Origin of the sequence: Lepagella muris (assembly GCF_004793975.1) — a bacterium.
GTDB lineage: Bacteria > Bacteroidota > Bacteroidia > Bacteroidales > Muribaculaceae > Lepagella > Lepagella muris.
This window is the reverse complement of record NZ_SRYB01000013.1, coordinates 74,757-89,873: the sequence shown is the minus strand read 5'-3', so window position 1 is coordinate 89,873 and position 15,117 is coordinate 74,757. Positions and strand designations below refer to the sequence as shown.

Sequence of the window (15,117 nt, the reverse complement as noted above, 5' to 3'; positions counted from 1 at the left end):
ACCGATTATTAACGCTAACTATCTATCCAACTTAATATTACACAAAACCAAGCATACAGTATTTTTAGAAAATTATTTTCAAATGGCTATCCCGATACATTTTAAACCACGAAGAGCACGGAGAACACAAAGATATAATTCTTCATTAGTTTTTTACTGCATTTGAACCGGATTGAACCAATTAAGGTATTCTTTATTCCGATTATCTTCATTAAATTTGCAAGCATCTAATCTTATACCAATCTTATGGATGATTTCAACAACTCTTATATGACGCAGACGCCGGAAGGCAGTAATGACAATCCTTATTTCTTTGAGCCGTGGATAGGCGACGGTTATGAGGAGGGATTCTATGGACTGAAGACTCTTGCAGTCGGAGTATGTCATTTCTGCACCGAGGATTGCCCCCATACTGCGGTATGCAGGAATCCCGACTCCATTTGGGAGAAAGATCAGGATTGCCCTTTCTATGCGTCGCGTGAGGATAAGGCTTATTATCGGCTGAGCAACAGCAATATCATTGAAATCACCTCTTTTATTGATAGAGATGCTTCGTATCCATCCTATAAGATATTCACGTATTATATGCTGAAATGTGCCGGCGATCTCGGCAGCGAAAAGCGGGCATCGTTGTGGAATCGGATAGCGTTCACCAACTATCTGCAATTCTACCATAATGACACGGAAATGACGCCAAAGGATGCCGCCACATACGATGCAGCTTATCCCGCATTCCGCACGCTCATCGACCGGCTGACACCTGACGTGGTATATGTATGGAGCAAGGATATAAAGGAATGTTTCAAAAGGAATAACGACCGCCTTAGATATGTCGGTAAGGCTGATTTGGAGTATGGACTGGAATTATACGTATTCAAAAGGGATACCTCAAGACTGGGTGGATCCCAAATTGCCAAACTTCGCTACCGTCTGGGTATAAAGTCGGAAAAACATAAAGAGCGTTGGTATAAAAAACTATTGAAAACCCATCTGGGAGCAAGCATCGACACGGATGAGAAACGCCTCGATACAATCAAAAATCTTGCCAATGACTTATACGAATTGGCAAACGCCGGCATTATCGGGGCTGCGGAGGATCACCTGTATTTCAGAAATTCCGAGACGGGGGTATGGACATCTCGCCTTAAAGGGGTATTTCTTGCTAAAATAAAAATGAAATATCCATGTTTCGGTCGCCATTTCAATACCGGGATGAAAGCGATATTCAAGGATGAAGTAAATTTAGACACTAACAAACGCGACACTTCCAATATCAAAGAATCAGAGTGGCGTATAAATAACAAACTTGAAAAGATATTCGCAGTATCTAAGAAAAAAGATAATTAAGCAATGGGATGACAATGACCGGAAACCGCATCGACATACAAAAATTTTTTCACTGACACGCTCGCTTATTGATTTCTTTCAATTATCTTTGTAAAAAAATTCACTTCTCCATAACAAATCACATGATCCCTTTTACTCATCTTCACGTTCACTCACAATACAGTCTGCTTGACGGAAAGGCATCAATCCCCGAACTCGTCGATAAGGCTATCGGCGACGGCATGCGCGGAATCGCCCTAACCGACCACGGCAACATGTTCGGCATCAAGGAGTTTTATAACTATGTCAACAAAAAGAACTCCGGGAAACCCGATGAGGAGAAGTTCAAACCTATCCTCGGATGCGAGATGTATGTCGCCCGTGAAAAAATGACCGACCGAAAGGACAAGAGCGACAATGGCTTCCATCTGATTGTGCTTGCCAAGAATAGCCAAGGCTACCACAACCTCATAAAGCTCGTCAGCAAGGCATGGACCGACGGCTACTACTACAAACCACGTACCGACCGTGAGCAGCTTGCCCTTCATCGCGAGGGGCTGATCGTATGCTCCGCTTGTCTGGGCGGGGAAGTGCCGCAATTCATAATACATGATGACCTGCAGTCTGCCGAAGAGAGGATACTATGGTATAAGGAGACGTTTGGCGACGACTATTACCTCGAGCTGCAACGCCACCAGACATTCAAGGAGAATTCCAACCGCGATGTATATCCTCTCGAAGAGAAAGTCAATGAGTTTCTGCTGAAGATGGCGGAGAAGCATGGCATAAAGGTGATTGCCACGAACGACGTGCATTTCACGTTTGAGGATGATGCCGAGGCTCACGACCGACTGATCTGCGTATCGATGCAGAAAAGATTCAATGAGCCACGCCTGCATTACACAAAGCAGGAATGGCTCAAATCAACGGAGGAGATGAACAAGATCTTCGCCGACGTGCCGCAGGCTCTACAGAACACCAACGAGATACTTGACAAAATCGAGTTCTATTCCATCGACCACGGTCCCATCATGCCCAACTTCGCCATACCTGAAGAGTTCGGCACCGAGGAGGAATACCGTCAGCGTCTCACCGAGGAGGATCTTTTCAATGAGTTCACCCAAGATGAGAACGGGAATGTTGTGCTCTCAAAAGAGGATGCCGACAAGAAGATAAAGCGTCTTGGCGGATACGACAAGCTATACCGTATCAAATTCGAGGCTGATTATCTGGAGAAGCTGACGTGGGAAGGGGCGAAAGAGAGATATGGTGATCCACTCACCGACGATGTAAAGGAGCGTCTTAAATTTGAGCTGTATATAATGAAGACGATGGGTTTCCCCGGCTACTTCCTTATCGTGCAAGACTTCATCAATGTCGCCAAGAAGCAACTTGGCGTCAGTGTGGGTCCGGGTCGTGGTTCGGCTGCCGGAAGCGCGGCGGCATACTGTCTGGGTATAACGCAGATCGACCCCATCAAATATGACCTTCTTTTCGAACGTTTTCTTAACCCTGACCGTATCTCCCTACCCGATATCGACGTTGACTTCGACGACGACGGGAGATACGTGGTGCTGAAATACGTCACAGAGAAATATGGAGCGGAGAAAGTGGCACATATCATCACGTATCAGACTATGGCTACTAAATCCGCCATAAAGGACGTGGCGAAAGTGATGGAGCTTCCTCTTCCGGAATCAAACCGTCTTGCCAAGCTCGTGCCTGACCGTCTGCCGGAGGTCAATGGTAAGGCTCCCAAGATCAACTTCAAGAATTGCCTTGCCTACTGCAAGGAATTTGAGGCGGAGACCCACAATGAGAACCCCATCGTAAGGGAGGTGATGAAATATGCCGGACAGCTCGAGGGGAACGTGCGCGGCACTGGCATACATGCCTGCGGCGTCATCATCGGACGTGACGACATAACCGACTGGGTGCCTATATCCGTGGCTACGGATGCCGACGGATCGAAGGTGATATCCACGCAATACGAGGGTAGCGTAATCGAGGAGACCGGGCTAATAAAGATGGACTTCCTTGGACTGAAGACCCTATCAATAATCAAGGAGGCTCTTGCCAACATCAAACAGACTCGTGGGTTTGATCTCGACATCGAGCATATCCCCCTTGACGACGCACCGACATTCAAGCTATACTGCGACGGACGCACAACCTCCACATTCCAGTTTGAGTCTGCCGGCATGCAGAACTCTCTCCGCGACCTCCAGCCCTCAAAATTCGAGGACCTCATAGCCATGAACGCCCTCTATCGTCCGGGTCCTATGGACTATATCCCCTCCTTCATCAAGCGTAAGCATGGCGACGAACCTATCTCCTACGATATCCCAATCATGGAGAAATATCTTGAGGAGACCTACGGAATCACGGTCTATCAGGAGCAGGTGATGCTTCTGTCGCGTCTTCTATCCAACTTCACCCGAGGCGAGAGTGATATGCTCCGTAAGGCTATGGGTAAGAAGCAGATCGACAAGATGGCAAAGCTGAAGGTGAAGTTTATGGACGAGGGTCAGAAGAACGGTCACAAGGCTGAGGTGCTGGAGAAGATATGGGCTGATTGGGAGAAATTCGCGTCATACGCATTCAACAAGAGCCATGCCACGTGCTACACATGGGTGGCATACCAGACCGCATATCTGAAAGCCAACTATCCTGCCGAATATATGGCAGGCGTGCTAAGCCGCAATCTCGGTGCAGCCGACAAGCTCAAGAAGATTATGGATGAGTGCATACGCATGGGCATCGACGTGAAGGGACCCGACATAAACGAGTCGATAGAGAAATTCGGCGTCACAAAAGCCGGACAGATACGCTTCGGACTCGGAGCCATAAAGGGCGTGGGCGGCAATGCCGTAAATGCCATAATCGCCGAGCGAAGGGAGAATGGTCCGTATAAGGATATCTACGACTTTGTGGAGCGCGTGAATCTCAGCAGTTGCAACCGCTCATCCATAGAGAGCCTTGGCATGGCGGGTGCGTTCGACAGTCTCGGATATATGAGAGAGATTTTTGTGGAACCGGTTGGCGACACATCTTTTACCGAAATGCTTGTGAAGTATGGACAGACAATCCAGAACGACAAGAACTCCATGCAGGCAAGTCTTTTCGGTGATTTTGAACCTATCGAGACGGCTCGTCCGCCAATTCCACAGGTGACTCCATGGAACCGCCTCAAACTTCTGGATGAGGAGAAGAAACTCGTCACTATCTACCTATCCGCCCATCCTCTTGACCCCTACTATATGGAACTGACCTACGGCTGCAATTGCTCGTGCGGTGATTTTGAGGATAAGAAGGTGGCGGGAGCGAAACTGACCATGGGGGGAATGGTGACAGGCATAAACCAACGTATAGCGCGAAATGGAAGACCATACGGCGTAATTACCATAGAGGATATGACCGGGAGCGTAGACTTCATGCTATTCGCCAACAATTTCGAATTCTACAAAAACCGTCTGCAAGTGGGCGATGCCGTATATCTGAAGGTAAACGTGGCTCAAAGCAAATTTAAACCGGATCGTCTTGACGTGAACATCGAGGAGATACAGAACCTCGACAACGTTCAGGGGAAGATGGCGAATGCCTTGACCGTATATCTCGACGACAGATTCTGCACGGAGGAATTTTTCAACAAGTTCCTACAGTTTAATGCCGGGAAACGTGCGGGCGACCTCTTCATCGACATATACAATCAGGAAACAAAACAGATAATTTCCGTGCATTCCCGTAAGAAATTCTCCGTCACGAAAGAGACCGTCGCTTTCCTCGACGACTGGGGAGTGAAATATAAGGTGACTACCTCTTCTTGAGCGGGCTTACTGAGTTTTGCCGTTTTTTTGCACAAACCATGTTGCATATATCGGTAAAAATTTCTACTTTTGGGAAAATTTTCATACGAAGTCCTTACGGCTTCATCCGTTTAACTTAAAACGAACTATAAAATGGCATTAGAATTCACAGATCAGACAGCCCTTGAGGCTATTGAATCAGGCAACCCTGTCGTAATCGATTTCTGGGCTACCTGGTGCGGTCCCTGCATCAAGCTCGGTCCTATCGTAGAGGAGCTCGCAGAGAAGTATGCCGGACAGGTGACCATCGGCAAGCTCAATATTGACGACAACGATGAAGTAGCCTCTACATTCAGGGTGCGCAATATCCCCACTGTCCTCTTCTTTAAGGATGGGGAGCTAAAAGAGCGCAGCGTGGGTCTCGTAAAACTCGCTGATCTCGAAAACAAGATTGCAGCGATTCTCTGACGATTCATAATAAATCTTAAAAAACGTGTGGGTATGTCAATTACATCCCCACTCGTTTTTTTTATATGGCAATCGTTTATATCTTTGCCGGATATTAAAAGAAGTTGTCTAATAAATCTGACCAACCCGTGAAGATGCGATTATTATTCACCGACATATTGTGCATAATGCTCCTGACCATATCCACTGCCTGCAACAGCGATATTTTCGTGGAGCCTCTGCCGAAGGATATCGAGACCGACATCACCCTCTCTCCCGGTGGCGATTCTTATTCATTCAAAATCAAGAAGAAGGGATTGTCAGGTCTCTCTTTTGGCAATGAAATCGACTCCTACACCTCAACTATATATTATGATAAGGATGGGGAGATCTTGTATGGATCCTACAGCATCGACGACGTTACTAAGATAGTCTACGCCGCTCCACGATTCTCAATTGAATTCCGGGTATCGGGTGACAAGGTGGAGGCCTCTGCATTAGACAACACCTACGATTCAGAAATCTCCGTATGGTCAACCCTCCTATATGGAGAACAATCCCTCAGCATTACCTTCCACCTGACCCCGGGGAAGCCTATGGAGATAGAACACCTGGGATATGATATAGTGCGTCCGGTAGCAGGATTCAAGACTTTAAAGATGATGAGCTCAAAAGTCAACAACAATACCGACTCAGTAAAAAGAATCGGAATATATCCATACAATTATGCCAAATCCAAGATTCTGCTTCAGCCGGAAGAACTTTGGCAGAACGGCATACGCGGGACTGTCCCCGTTCAGATCTATTCCAACGGTGAATGGATTGAGTCTGAGTCAAGCAATGTAGAAGTGACCATCGGTGATGTCATTGAGTTTCATTCCGAGAATGTAAATCCGGATGAAGTGGCTTATATCGATGTGCCCGCCCATTCCACTGTCACCTCGATATTATACGTAAGATATGCCACGTTAGACGTAAGGTATCTCGCCACATTCATGCAACCCAACTCTCAATTCACTTATCCGGCATCCGGCAAATGCCAGCTTTTCCAACCTATTGACTACGATATTGAAATCTCATGCGAAAACTGATCTACACCCTATCTTTGCTGACAGCGGCATCCCTATATTGCCATGCTGAGAACACTGACTCCCTACCGTCGTGGTTCTCCCTATCGCCGGAATGGAGGGTTGGCGCAAAGGCATCCGCATCTTTTGTGCTTCCCACCAACTCTTTTCTTGATGGTGATAATCCTGAATCCAAGTCAATCAACAAGAATATCGCCGGATCTATACGTGCCGGTTTCTCATTCAACGAAAGTTCAAGAGAGGGAATCCTGTATAAAGGGTTGTATCAGGGCATCGGAATCGGTGGGAACACTTTCTTCGCAAAATCTCTGGTTGGTTCCCCCATGACTGCCTACGTCTACCAGGGCGCACCGGTATTCAATATCTCCGATAGACTTTCGATTAATTATGAGTGGAATTTCGGAGCGGCTTTCGGCTGGAAGCATTATGATGAGGAGACGCCTGACAATAATGCGGCTGTCAGCACCTCAGTGACCGCAATGATGGGACTCGGATTCAAATTGAAGTATGCCCTGTCAAGGAATTTTGATCTCTCATTCGGCGTAGAGGCGACACATTACTCAAATGGCAACACCTCCTGGCCCAATGCCGGAGTCAACACTGTCGGTCTCTCCGTGGGCTTTGACTATATACTGAATCCTCAGCCGAAGAATAGCGTCAGGTATGAGCAATTGGAGGAGGAAGCCGACAAGGGGAGATGGATGTATGACGTGATGGTCTACGGTGCTTGGCGCAAAAGCGTGGTAAGCGTCGGAGATCCGGCGGAAGCACAGCTGTGTCCCGGAAAGTTCGGAGTGGTTGGTATGCAGTTCTCCCCCATGCGTAAGCTCAACAGATGGGTGGCGGTAGCTCCGTCGCTCGACCTTCAATGGGACGAGAGTGCCGGCATAGCACCTTATTGGGTGGAAGGCACACACGATGAGTATCTGAAATTTGAACGCCCACCGTTAGGCAAACAGATAAGCCTCGGTATATCAGCACATGCCGAACTGACAATGCCGATCTTCTCGGTCAATGCCGGCATCGGATATGAGATCATCAATCCTGTGGGCTACAACCGTTTCTACCAATCGCTCACCTTGAAGACGTTCCTGACGCGCCACGTCTACCTCAATGTGGGCTACCGTCTCGGCGATTTCAAGAATCCACAAAACCTGATGCTCGGCATCGGCGTCAGATTCTGACACAAAACCAACCGCAGCCTCCGGGATTATTCCGGCACTCTGCCATACATACGGAATGTGCGGCGGTAGTAGTCGGTCAGCATGTCGGAGATAATGACGCCTTTCTTGGTGGAGGCGTGTACGAAGCGCGTATCGTCAATCATTATGCCCACGTGGGATATCTTTTTCGAATCACGTCCGGTGGCGAAGAAAACGAGATCGCCCGGCTTCACACTCCTCTCCGAAAGTTTGCGGCAATATTCCGCCTGTTCCCTTGAATTGCGCGGAAGTTTCTTGCCGACCACCTCCTCATAGACCGTAATCACCAGACCGGAACAATCCGTGCCCTTCCCTTTCTTATTGGAGGCATATTTATAAGGAGTGCCTACCCAGGTCAACGCCTCGTCTACAATCCGCTTCCTCTTACCCTTCAATCCGGAATTACCCTTCTGTCGGGATTTACCGTTGCCATCAGCTCTCTCCACCTGCACAGGCGGACGTTTCGTTGCATTCTTTGATGATGAACAGCCTGTGGAGAACGACAGCACCATCATGCACGCCACCCCCAACATCAGATTGGCTATCCCGTATCGCTTGATATTCATATATTACTCAGTTATCCGTAACACGACATTATTCTCACCGCGCCAAAATTGTCACATTGCCGCAATCGATTCATACTGCAAAATTAATTCATATTTCATATTTCTCAAACAATATTTACGTATTTTAAATTTTGATTTTTCATTTTATTAAATTAACTTAAATCGCACCCATTTTAAGGGAGAGTGTGTAATAATGGCAGTATTTTTGCATTGTCTATATGTAGGCGATGTATACGCTGTTTCAATGACAACCCTTACACTGTCTACGGAATCAGACGGCTTTCCACAACGCCTGATGTTTCCCATAATGAATTAATGAATATAAACCAACCTTACATATTTAAAGACATGAAGAGATACAGTATCCCCGCAATGGCGGCTCTCTTGGCAATCCTGGTTTCACCGGCATGTGCCGACAATCATGCAGAAAACAACGCTCCTCAGTTTATACGTACTGCATCGGGAGCATCTTTCGACACCGATTTCACGGTTGCGGCGGAAAAGACAGTCAATGCTGTGGTGTGCATCAAGAGCTTCACCACGCAGCGTCAGCAGAATCCTTACGGAAATCAGGGTGGCGGCTACGACCCGTTCGGTATGTTTGATTTCTTCTTCGGTCCGCAGCAACCTCGCCAACAGCAGCCACGTCAGCAGCAGCGCAACAGCGAGCCTGTGCAGAGCGGTCTCGGTTCGGGCGTCATAATCTCTGACGACGGATATATCGTGACGAATAACCACGTGATCGACGGTGCCGACAAACTGGAGGTGCTTCTCAATGACAATGCCACATACGAGGCTCGCGTGATAGGCACGGATGAGGCAACCGACCTTGCACTCATAAAAATCGATGCCGAGAAACTATCCCCCATCACCTTTGGCGACAGCGAGCAAGTGAAAATCGGCGAATGGGTTCTTGCTGTGGGCAACCCGTTCGGATTCAATTCCACCGTGACAGCCGGTATCGTCAGTGCAAAGGCACGTAGCCTTAGCCAGAACAACGGTAGAAACGGAAAGATGGGCATCGAATCGTTTATCCAGACTGACGCGGCACTCAACCCCGGCAACTCCGGCGGCGCACTCGTCAACCTTAAGGGTGAGCTTATCGGCGTGAATTCCGCCATCTATTCCAACACCGGCAGCTATTCGGGCTTCTCGTTCGCAATCCCCACAACTATCGTGAAGAAAGTGATGACCGACCTACGTCAGTATGGCACAGTGCAGAGAGCCGTGCTCGGTTGCACAGTGGCAGAGCTTGACGCAAAATTGGCTAAGGAGAAGGATATAACTGCCGTAAAGGCGGGTCTGCTCGTCAACAGCGTGACCGACAGGAGCACCGCTAAGGAACTTGGGCTTCAAGAGGATGACGTGATCACCGCTATCAACGACACCGACGTGCACAACTTCGCACAGCTTGTGGAGCAGCTCAACAAATTCCGTCCGGGCGACAAGATCTCCGTCACCTTCTACCGCAAGAACCAGAAACAGGTGAAATCCGCTACCCTTCGCAACACCCAAGGCAACACCACCATCACTACGAAAGGCGACTTCTCTGAAATCGGGTGTGCGTTCATGAAGCTGACTGCGGAGCAGAAACGCAACCTCGGCATCTCTCGCGGCGTGAAAGTGGCAAGCGTAAAGAACGGCGTATTCCGTGACGCTGGCATCAAGGACGGCTTCATCATCACCGACATCAACGGTCGTGCCGTGGATTCTCCGGACGATGTGGAGCAGATCTACAACATCATAATGAAGTCTGACGACAGCGACAAAGTGATGTTCATCACGGGCATCTATCCCAACGGAAAGAAATACTACTACGCAGTGAATCTGACGCAGGAGTAATGTGCCATCCGGTCGCAAAACAGACCCGGAAATAAGACTCAACAGCATTGCCGGCAAAAAAAATAATAAAATTTATTGCCGGCAATGCATTTTTTTTAATTTATTCACACAACATTCCCCATTTCATTACGTTCTAACATAGGCATCTGTGCCAAATCTTTTGTCTCAGCGGAATAATATCCGCTGAAGCATCATTATTTTTTGGAAGGGAATAAGAGACAATGAGACAGCTAAAGATCACAAAATCAATCACCAACCGCGAAAGCGCATCTCTCGACAAATATCTGCAGGAAATTGGCCGTGAGGAACTGATTTCAGTCAGTGAAGAGGTGGAACTCGCTCAGAGAATAAAGAAGGGAGACCATGCAGCTCTTGAAAAGCTTACCAGAGCTAACCTACGTTTTGTAGTGTCAGTGGCAAAACAGTACCAGAACCAGGGACTAAGTCTTCCCGACCTTATCAACGAGGGAAATCTTGGTCTTATCCGTGCGGCTCAGAAATTTGATGAGACGCGTGGTTTCAAGTTCATATCTTATGCAGTATGGTGGATCCGCCAATCAATTCTTCAGGCTCTCGCTGAGCAAAGCCGTATCGTCCGTCTCCCTCTCAACCAGGTAGGTTCCCTCAACAAGATAAGCAAGGAGCTTTCAAAGTTTGAGCAGGAAAACGAAAGGCGTCCCTCTCCGGAGGAGCTTGCCGATCGTCTCGGGCTACCCGTTGATAAAGTGTCTGACACGCTGAAAGTGTCGGGTCGTCATATCTCGGTAGACGCTCCGTTTGTCGATGGTGAGGATAACTCCCTCCTTGACGTGCTTCCCAACGACGATAGCCCTATGGCTGACTCCTCTCTTAATAAGGAGAGCCTTTCTAAAGAGGTAGACAGGGCTTTGAAACAGCTTTATGACCGCGAACGCGACATCCTGAAGATGTTCTTCGGAATCGGTTGCCCGGAAATGACGCTGGAGGAAATCGGCGCGAAATTCGACCTTACACGCGAACGTGTGCGCCAGATCAAGGAGAAGGCTATCCGCCGCTTGAAAGGACAGAAGAGCAAGCTGCTGAAGAGCTATCTCGGTGAATAAGGATTGATTATACTTTAAATAGCAAGTGCCGTATGAATCTGATTCATACGGCACTTTATTTTTAGCCCCCCTTATAGTGTTGTCAGTGGCGTAAAGTAATCGGTCATCTTCATCGAATGCCGACGTCAGCACCACGTCTTATACAGCCAGAAGACAAGCACTGCAAAGGCGGCTCCAAGGATCGGTCCGACAATCGGCACCCATGCGTATTTCCATTGACTGCCACCCTTCCCCTTTATCGGGAGAAGGGCATGCACGAGACGCGGTCCAAGGTCGCGCGCCGGATTTATGGCATAGCCGGTGGTGCCCCCCAGTGCCATGCCAATCACCACCACAAGCAGAGCGACGGGAAGGGCTCCGATTGAACCGAGACCCACCTGCGACACGTTGCCATCTTCCGCGAGAAACAGTATGACAAGAATCAATACAAAAGTGCCGATCACTTCCGAAAGCAGATTACGTTTCAGATTCTTTATAGCCGGGATGGTGGCGAATACTCCTAATTTGGTATCCTTATCCTCCGTGGCGTCAAAATGATCCTTATAGAAGTAATACACCGTAAGTCCGCCTAAGAAAGCTCCTATCATCTGAGAAATGATATAGGGCACCACCATACCCCACTGAAATTTGCCTGCCATTGCCAATCCAATGGTGACTGCCGGATTAAGATGCGCGCCAGTGTATGGTCCGGCTATGAAGACCCCGCACATCACGGCAAGTCCCCATGCCAACGTTATGACAACCCAACCGGAGCCGAAGCCTTTAGAAAACTTCAGCGTGGTGCATGCCACTACCCCACACCCAAGCAGAATCATGACATACGTCCCCAGGAACTCAAAAAAGCACTGTAGAAATACAGGCACAACAAGCTCTTCCATAATAAATCAGATTATGTGGCACGTGGTGTCACTATTTTGTAAGACATCTTTTCACCGCATCATGCCAGCCGTCAAGCTTTGCCGCCACGTATTCAGGCGATGCTTTAGGGGCAAACCGATGCTGTATCTGCCATTGGGCATTGATCTCATCCACACTCCCCCAGAAGCCTACGGCAAGTCCGGCAAAATAGGCGGCACCCAATGCCGTGGTCTCCGTAACCTGCGGACGAAGCACTTCCGTATTGAGGATATCACTCTGGAACTGCATCAGGAGGTCGTTGCGCGAGGCTCCACCGTCAACCTTCAGCTCCACAATCTTCAGATTGGAATCCAACTCCATCGACGACACAATGTCGTACACCTGAAATGCTATACCCTCCAACGCAGCACGTGCTATATGTGCCACGGTCGTACCGCGCGATATGCCTGAGATAAGTCCGCGTGCGTATTGATCCCAATATGGCGCACCCATGCCCGTAAGTGCCGGCACGAAATACACCCCGTCAGTATCCTCTACAGATGTGGCAAGCTTCTCCACTTCGGAAGAGCTGGATATGCACTTCAATCCGTCGCGCAGCCATTGCACTACAGAACCGCCTACAAAAATCGAGCCCTCAAGTGCATACGTGACCTCATCGCCTATCTGCCAGGCTATCGTGGTGAGCAGTCGGTTCTTCGAGAGTATAGGCTTGTTGCCGGAATTCATCAGCATGAAGCAGCCGGTGCCGTAAGTGTTCTTAACCGATCCCGGCTTTATGCACATCTGTCCGAAGAGGGCAGCCTGCTGGTCTCCCGCCACTCCGGCTATCGGCACAGCGTGTGCGAAGATCGTGGTGGTGGTGTATGCCATCACGCAGCTGCTCGGCTTAACCTCCGGCAGAAGCGATGCCGGAATGTCAAACAGACGGAGAAGTTCCTCATCCCATTGCAGAGTATGGATATTGAAAAGCATCGTCCGTGAGGCATTCGTTATGTCGGTGACGTGCGCACTGTTTCTTGTAAGGCATGAGATCAGCCATGTGTCGACGGTGCCGAACCGCAGTTTCCCCGCCTCCGCCTTCTCCCGCGCCCCCGGCACGTTGTCAAGAATCCATTTTATCTTCGTGGCGGAGAAATAGGCATCGATGATCAGTCCGGTCTTGTTCTTGATCATCTCTCCATATCCTGCTTCCACGAGCGAATCGCAATATTCCGACGTGCGCCTGTCTTGCCACACGATTGCGTTGTAGATAGGCTCACCGGTATCGGCATCCCACAATATTGTGGTCTCTCGCTGATTGGTGATTCCTATGGCAGCAATATTATGTCCGTTGATTCCTATCTGTGAGATTGCCTCCGCTATTACGGACGCCTGCGATCCCCATATCTGATGAGGGTCATGCTCCACCCACCCCGCTTTCGGGAATATCTGTGGGAACTCATGCTGCGCTACCGAGCAGATGTTGCCCTCATGGTCAAAAACTATGGCACGGCTGCTTGTGGTGCCCTGATCCAATGACAGAATATACTTTTCCATGGCTGTCGATTTTTATTTTTAATATCTATATTCCCAGCTTATCATTATATCTTCTTCAATACTCCTCCACTACCGGCAGACCGGATATGCCGTTCAGACGACGCGTCTCTTCGAAGTCTATGGCATCGGCTATCACGGATATCGGATTCAAGACACTGACTCCGGTCGACATCTCAATCTGCCATTTGCAGGTCTCACAGTCGCTTGCCACAAAGTCGCATCCCGTCTCCTTTATCTGCCGGAACAATGGCTCCCCGATTGCCTGGGAATAGGCATAGTTCTCCTTCTTGAAACCATAAGTGCCGGCTATGCCGCAGCAATGCGAGTCAAGCATTATGAACTCCACGCCGGGTATCATCCTGATAAGGGAGGTGGAGAATACGGTCCATCCCAGTTTCTCCATGTGGCATGGTGTATGGTAGGCTATCCTCTTCCTATAGTCTTTCCGGAACGCTATCTTCACATCACCGTTGTCTATAAGATTGAATAGGAAGAGCGTGCCGAGCATGATATGATCCCTTATCCCCCTGTTGTTGAGATGAAGGATATGCTCATACTCATCCCTGAGCGTGAAGCAGCATGTAGATGACGTGGCAAGCACCTCATCCCCCCGCTCCACCGCTTCGCTTATGGCGCGGATATTGTTGTTGCCGTCGCGTATTGCCTCGTCAATACATTTGTTGGCTATCTTCGCCACACCACAGCACCGCTCCTTATCAAGCAGGCGCACGCCGTAGCCCACGGCATTCATCACCTTAAGCAGATCTTTACCAAGTTGCGGGTAATTATAATTGACGTAGCAACCGTGGAAATATGACACCTGTTTCGGATATTGCTTCTCCACCTCGGAGGCTTTCTTGCCATACCATGATTCAAACCGCTCCGAGGAGTATTTCGGGAATGTGCGGTGGTCGTCAATCTTCAGCACCTTATCCATGATCAGTTTTACCGGTTTCAGTTTGAGAGTGAAATTGACGAGTGGAGCCATACGCGTGGCGATGTTACCCATGAAGTCAGTGTTGGCAAGCATGGTGTCGCGCAGAGATGGTCCGTGGGCACTATATTTGATACGTGCCGACTGGATTATATCCCCTATCTTCACATCATTGGGACAAGCCACCTCACACCGCTTGCAATTAAGACAATATTTCAATGCCTCATCATAAAACAGCGGTTTCTTCAGACGGTATCTCTCCCCGTCGGGTCCTGCCTGCTTAGGTCCGGGATAGTCGGGATTGACCGCCGTCACCGGACAATATACCGTACAGATCGTACATTTTATGCACGATTCAAAATTATTATCGCTTATATTTTGCTGTTGGAGTGTCATCATAGTCGTAATATTAAGGACGTTGTGTTAACTT

At 48.8% G+C, this 15,117-nt stretch carries 11 protein-coding genes; 7 read left to right on the top strand and 4 right to left on the bottom strand.

The features are described from left to right. Positions 1-246: 246 nt before the first annotated feature. The 5 genes from E5331_RS10335 (at position 247) to E5331_RS10315 (ending at position 7,851) form a co-directional block, all read left to right on the top strand. Positions 247-1,347, top strand: a complete 1,101-nt coding sequence (locus E5331_RS10335; RefSeq protein ID WP_123483997.1) for a hypothetical protein — start codon at positions 247-249, stop codon at positions 1,345-1,347. A 122-nt stretch (positions 1,348-1,469) separates the two neighbouring features. Continuing rightward, the gene (gene dnaE, locus E5331_RS10330) at positions 1,470-5,153 is read left to right on the top strand and encodes a DNA polymerase III subunit alpha (protein WP_123483996.1); all 3,684 of its coding nucleotides are present in this window, start codon (positions 1,470-1,472) and stop codon (positions 5,151-5,153) included. A 132-nt stretch (positions 5,154-5,285) separates the two neighbouring features. Continuing rightward, positions 5,286-5,600: a thioredoxin gene (gene trxA, locus E5331_RS10325; RefSeq protein ID WP_123483995.1), complete on the top strand. Its 315-nt coding sequence runs from the start codon at positions 5,286-5,288 to the stop codon at positions 5,598-5,600. Between the two features lie 134 nt (positions 5,601-5,734). Further along, entirely contained in the window at positions 5,735-6,670 is a 936-nt protein-coding gene (locus tag E5331_RS10320; protein WP_135984623.1) for a hypothetical protein, read from the top strand. After that, positions 6,658-7,851, top strand: coding sequence for an acyloxyacyl hydrolase (locus tag E5331_RS10315; protein WP_123483993.1), 1,194 nt, complete (start codon positions 6,658-6,660; stop codon positions 7,849-7,851). Before E5331_RS10320 ends, E5331_RS10315 begins: the two co-directional genes overlap by 13 nt. Positions 7,852-7,877: 26 nt before the next feature. On the opposite strand, the gene E5331_RS10310 is transcribed toward E5331_RS10315, so the two are convergent. Then, a complete protein-coding gene (locus tag E5331_RS10310; protein WP_123483992.1) occupies positions 7,878-8,435 on the bottom strand; it encodes a C40 family peptidase in 558 nt (185 codons plus the stop codon). 348 nt (positions 8,436-8,783) lie between these two features. Between E5331_RS10310 and E5331_RS10305 the strand changes: the two genes are divergently transcribed. Both E5331_RS10305 and E5331_RS10300 read left to right on the top strand, forming a co-directional pair. Then, positions 8,784-10,277 (top strand): Do family serine endopeptidase, encoded by a 1,494-nt coding sequence (locus E5331_RS10305; RefSeq protein ID WP_123484002.1) that lies wholly within the window; start codon positions 8,784-8,786, stop codon positions 10,275-10,277. Between the two features lie 221 nt (positions 10,278-10,498). Further along, positions 10,499-11,359: a sigma-70 family RNA polymerase sigma factor gene (locus E5331_RS10300; protein ID WP_123483991.1), complete on the top strand. Its 861-nt coding sequence runs from the start codon at positions 10,499-10,501 to the stop codon at positions 11,357-11,359. Positions 11,360-11,484: 125 nt separating this feature from the next. Here E5331_RS10300 and E5331_RS10295 read toward each other — a convergent pair whose 3' ends face one another. Genes E5331_RS10295 through glpC form a run of 3 tightly spaced genes read right to left on the bottom strand, consistent with a single transcriptional unit; the run spans position 11,485 to position 15,083 of the window. Then, on the bottom strand, positions 11,485-12,237 hold the full coding sequence (locus E5331_RS10295) for an MIP/aquaporin family protein (RefSeq protein ID WP_123483990.1): 753 nt from the start codon (positions 12,235-12,237) through the stop codon (positions 11,485-11,487). A 31-nt stretch (positions 12,238-12,268) separates the two neighbouring features. Further along, positions 12,269-13,753, bottom strand: coding sequence for a glycerol kinase GlpK (gene glpK, locus E5331_RS10290; protein WP_123483989.1), 1,485 nt, complete (start codon positions 13,751-13,753; stop codon positions 12,269-12,271). A gap of 55 nt (positions 13,754-13,808) precedes the next feature. Further along, a complete protein-coding gene (glpC, locus tag E5331_RS10285) occupies positions 13,809-15,083 on the bottom strand; it encodes an anaerobic glycerol-3-phosphate dehydrogenase subunit GlpC (RefSeq protein ID WP_169477623.1) in 1,275 nt (424 codons plus the stop codon). Positions 15,084-15,117 lie beyond the last annotated feature (34 nt).